The sequence below is a fragment of the Sphingomonas bacterium genome (genome assembly GCF_903643065.1).
Classification (GTDB): Bacteria; Pseudomonadota; Alphaproteobacteria; order Sphingomonadales; family Sphingomonadaceae; genus Sphingomonas.
Genome location: NZ_CAHJWX010000413.1, coordinates 1 through 2,838, shown reverse-complemented (window position 1 = coordinate 2,838; position 2,838 = coordinate 1). Strand labels below are relative to the sequence as shown.

At 70.2% G+C, this 2,838-nt stretch carries 4 protein-coding genes; all 4 read left to right on the top strand.

Translation table 11 applies throughout. The features are described from left to right. The coding region (phoU, locus tag HUU95_RS13100; RefSeq protein WP_174280506.1) for a phosphate signaling complex protein PhoU at positions 1–497 on the top strand (497 nt) is incomplete at its 5' end. After that, a complete protein-coding gene (gene phoB, locus HUU95_RS13095; protein WP_174280505.1) occupies positions 497–1,189 on the top strand; it encodes a phosphate regulon transcriptional regulator PhoB in 693 nt (230 codons plus the stop codon). The genes phoU and phoB, both read left to right, overlap by 1 nt. 85 nt (positions 1,190–1,274) lie before the next feature. Further along, positions 1,275–1,724, top strand: coding sequence for a hypothetical protein (locus HUU95_RS13090; protein ID WP_174280504.1), 450 nt, complete (start codon positions 1,275–1,277; stop codon positions 1,722–1,724). 78 nt (positions 1,725–1,802) lie between these two features. Then, on the top strand, positions 1,803–2,705 hold the full coding sequence (locus tag HUU95_RS13085; protein ID WP_174280503.1) for an SDR family NAD(P)-dependent oxidoreductase: 903 nt from the start codon (positions 1,803–1,805) through the stop codon (positions 2,703–2,705). Positions 2,706–2,838 lie beyond the last annotated feature (133 nt).

Genomic DNA, 2,838 nt, shown 5'->3' with positions numbered 1-2,838 from the left:
TGGAGCGGCTCGCCGTGCGCGTCATCGCGCTGCGCGCGCCGATGGCCAACGACCTGCGCGAGGTGGTCGCCGCGCTCAAGATCGCCGCCGTGGTCGAGCGGATCGGCGATTATGCCAAGAACATCGCCAAGCGCGTGCCGCTGATCGAGAGCGAGACGCGGATCGAGCCCGTATCGACGCTGCCCGCGATGGCGCGGATGGCGTCGGCGATGGTCCGCGACGCGCTCGACGCCTTTGCGGCGCGCGACGCCGCCGCCGCCGTGCGCGTCGCGGAGAGCGACCCGGCGCTGGACGATTTCTATGACAGCATCTTCCGCACGCTCGTCACCTATATGGTCGAGAACCCCAAGACGATCAGTCAGGTCGCGCACCTGCTGTTCGTCGCCAAGAACCTGGAACGGATCGGCGACCACGCCACCAACGTCGCCGAGATGGTCTATTTCGCCGCGACCGGCACCCGCATGCCCGACCGCGACCGTTTAAAGAGGAGCCTCTGATGCCCCGCGCCCGCATGCTGCTCGTCGAGGACGACGCCGCGCTGTCCGAGCTGCTGACCTGGCATTTCACGCGCGAGGATTTCGACGTCGCGCGCACCGCCGATGGCGAGGAGGCGCTGCTGCTCGCGCGCGAGAAGACGCCGGACATCGTGCTACTGGACTGGATGGTGGAGGGCCTGTCCGGGCTGGAGGTCTGCCGCCGCCTGCGCCGCAGCGCCGACACCGCCAACGTGCCGATCATCATGCTCACCGCGCGCGGCGAGGAGGAGGATCGCGTGCGCGGGCTGGAGACGGGCGCGGACGATTACGTCACCAAGCCCTTCTCCCCGCGCGAGCTGGTCGCGCGTGTCGGCGCCGTGCTGCGCCGCGTCCGCCCAGCGCTCGCCGGCGAGACGCTCAGCTATGCCGACATCGAGATGGACACGGTCGGCCACAAGGTGCGTCGGGGCGGCGAGACCGTCCCGCTCGGCCCCACCGAATATCGGCTGCTCAAGCACTTCCTCGAACACCCGGCGCACGTCTTCTCGCGCGAGCGGCTGCTCGACGCGGTCTGGGGCCATGACAGCGACATCGAGGCGCGCACGGTGGACGTCCACATCCGCCGGCTGCGCAAGGCGATCAACACCGGCGAGCGCGCCGACATCATCCGCACCGTGCGCTCCGCCGGCTATGCGCTCGACACCAGCGAGTGATCCGATCGGGAGCGAAACAAAGGCGCGATGCGGACGTTGGGCCGGGCAGCACACACATTTCCTAACCATGAAGGAGAATGCCGCCATGAAGCTCACCCTGTTGGCCGCCGCCGCCTTGATCGCCGCCCCGGCGCTGGCCCAGACCTCCGGCTCCTCCGGCACCAGTTCGCCCAACAGCAATGGCGGGCAGGGTACGCCGACGCAGACTTATAACAGCGGCACCGGCGCACAAGACGCTGCGCCCACCTCGCCATCGGATACGACCTCCGCGCCGGCCAGCCAGACTACCCCGGCCGCGCCCACCGGCGCCGATCCTGCCGGCGGCTATCAGCCCGCGCCGTCCCCCAGCAGCGGCCCGCCGCCCGCCGGCGCGACCGTGACCTTCCAGCCGACGCAGTCGCCCGATCAGGCCTATCCGGCCCCGGCGCCGCTGGCCAAATACCCGGTCTGCAAGGCGGGCCAGTATGACGACTGTCTCCAGGCCTCTGACGCGCACAAGGGTGGCCACAAGAAGATGGCGCGCCACAAGAAGTGACGCAGGCGCCGGGCGGTTGCGCCCGGCACCCACGGCGGTAGAGGGGGCGCTTCTCATCCGCGAGGAGCGCCTTTTCCCATGACCATCCGCTTCGACGGCCGCGTCGCCATCGTCACCGGCGCCGGCGGCGGCCTGGGTCGCCAATATGCGCTGGAACTCGCGCGGCGCGGCGCGAGGGTCGTGGTCAACGATCTGGGCGGCGACCGTTCGGGCACGGGCGGCGCGTCGGACGCGGCGCAGGCGGTGGTGGCGGAGATCGAGGCCGCCGGCGGCGAGGCGATGGCGGACGGCGGCAGCGTCGCCGACTATGCCCAAATGCAGGAGCTCGTCGCCCGCGCCAAGGAGCGCTGGGGCGGCGTCCACATCCTCGTCAACAACGCGGGCGTGCTGCGCGACAAGAGCTTCGCCAAGATGGACCCCGCCGATTTCGAGTTCGTCGTGCGTGTCCACCTGCTCGGGAGCGCGTTCGCGACCAAGGCTTGCTGGGAGACGTTCCGCGAGCAGAATTACGGCCGCGTGCTGATGACCGCGTCGTCGACCGGTCTGTTCGGCAATTTCGGCCAGGCGAACTACGGCGCCGCCAAGATGGGCCTCGCCGGCCTGACCAAGACGCTGTACCTCGAAGGCGCCAGGAACAACATCCGCGTCAACACGCTGGCGCCGACCGCCGGGACGCGGATGACCGAAGACCTGTTTCCCGCCGAGGCCTTCAAGCTGTTCGACCCTGCCAAGGTGGTTCCGGCCGCGCTGTTCCTCGTCAGCGAGGACGCGCCCACCAACCAGATCGTCGCCAGCGGCGCCGGCGTCACCGCCACCTGCTATGTCACGCTCACCCCCGGCAAGCTGCTCGCCGGCGACGACCTCTCCCCCGAGGGCATCGCCGCCAACTGGCCGGCGATCACCGACCGCGCCGGCGAGGTCGTGCCCAACACCGGCGCCGAACAGGCCATGATGGCCGCCAAGGCGCTGCAGGCGGGATAGCACGATGCGATGCCGACGCGCGCTGGCGACGCTGATGCTTCTCGGCGCCGCGCCGCCGGTCGAGCGGATCAAACTGATTGGACAGATCAATGGTCCGGCGGTGGCGCGGGTCGCGGCCGCGCTGGCGGGATCG

Bases quoted from the DNA above. Each gene is read 5' to 3' on its own strand.
- HUU95_RS13085 (WP_174280503.1), top strand. From the start codon at position 1,803: ATGACCATCCGCTTCGACGGCCGCGTCGCCATCGTCACCGGCGCCGGC.
- HUU95_RS13090 (WP_174280504.1), top strand. From the start codon at position 1,275: ATGAAGCTCACCCTGTTGGCCGCCGCCGCCTTGATCGCCGCCCCGGCG.
- phoB (WP_174280505.1), top strand. From the start codon at position 497: ATGCCCCGCGCCCGCATGCTGCTCGTCGAGGACGACGCCGCGCTGTCC.